At 69.3% G+C, this 1,334-nt stretch carries 1 protein-coding gene; it reads left to right on the top strand.

All coding sequences use genetic code 11. From position 1 onward, the window contains the following. Positions 1-1,334 (top strand): L-serine ammonia-lyase (locus KIK09_RS57185; RefSeq protein ID WP_214327973.1); only part of this gene is annotated, 1,334 nt, incomplete at both ends.

Here is a 1,334-nt window from a genome sequence, read left to right as displayed (position 1 = left end):
CCGTCGAGCTCGCACACGGGCGGGCCGATGGCGGCCGCGCACAAGTTCGCCCGCGGGTTGCACGAGGACGGGCTGCTCGACTCGACGGCGCGCGTCGAGGCCATCCTGTACGGCTCGCTCGGGCTGACCGGCAAGGGCCACGGCAGCGACAAGGCCGTCCTGCTCGGCCTGTCCGGCGAGAAGCCGGAGCTGGTCGACGTCGACTCCATCGACGCCCGGCTGCTGGCCATGCGGGAGTCGGGCACGGTGTCGCTCTACGGCACGCACGAGATCCCGTTCGTGGTCGGGGAGGACCTGGTCTTCGAGCGCAAGATCTCCCTGCCCGAGCACCCGAACGGCATGCGCTTCACCGCCTTCGCCGCCGACGGCAGCACGCTGCGGGAGAAGGTGTACTTCTCGGTCGGCGGCGGCTTCGTCGTCGATGAGAACGCCACCGGCGCCGACCGGATCAAGCCGGACGACACCGTCCTGCCCTACCCGTTCACCACCGCCGAAGAGCTGCTCAAGCACTGCTCCAACACCGGGCTGTCGATCTCCGGGCTGATGCTGGAGAACGAGAAGGCCTTCGGCCGCACCGAGCAGGAGATCCGCGCCGGGATCGTCGGCCTGTGGCGGGTGATGTCCGACTGCGTCAAGCGCGGCATCGCCAAGGAGGGCGTGCTGCCCGGCGGGCTGAAGGTCCGGCGCAGAGCCCACCAGCTGCACCGCCAGCTGCAGACCGAGTCGACGGAGAAGGACCCGCTGCAGGCGATGGACTGGGTGTCGCTGTTCGCGCTGGCCGTCAACGAGGAGAACGCCGCCGGGGGCCGTATCGTCACCGCGCCCACCAACGGCGCCGCGGGCATCATCCCGGCCGTGCTGACCTACTACAACCGGTTCGTGCCGGGCGCCGATGACGACGGTGTGGTGCGGTTCCTGCTGACGGCGGCGGCGATCGGGGTGCTGTTCAAGGAGAACGCCTCGATCTCCGGTGCCGAGGTCGGCTGTCAGGGTGAGGTGGGTTCGGCCTGCTCGATGGCCTCGGCCGGGCTGACGGAGGTGCTGGGTGGCACGCCGGAGCAGGTGGAGAACGCCGCCGAGATCGGTATCGAGCACAATCTGGGGCTGACCTGCGACCCGATCGGTGGTCTGGTGCAGATCCCGTGCATCGAGCGCAACGCGGTGGCCTCGATCAAGGCGATCACCGCCGCCCGTATCGCGTTGCGCGGTGACGGCCGGCACTTCGTCTCGCTGGACAAGGCGATCAAGACGATGCGGGACACCGGGCGGGACATGCTCGACAAGTACAAGGAGACCTCGCGCGGCGGCCTGGCCGTCAACGTCATCGAGTGCTA

This window comes from Nonomuraea sediminis (assembly GCF_018531495.1).
GTDB lineage: Bacteria > Actinomycetota > Actinomycetes > Streptosporangiales > Streptosporangiaceae > Nonomuraea > Nonomuraea sediminis.
Note: the sequence above shows the minus strand (reverse complement) of the source record. Positions and strands in the feature narration are given on the sequence as shown.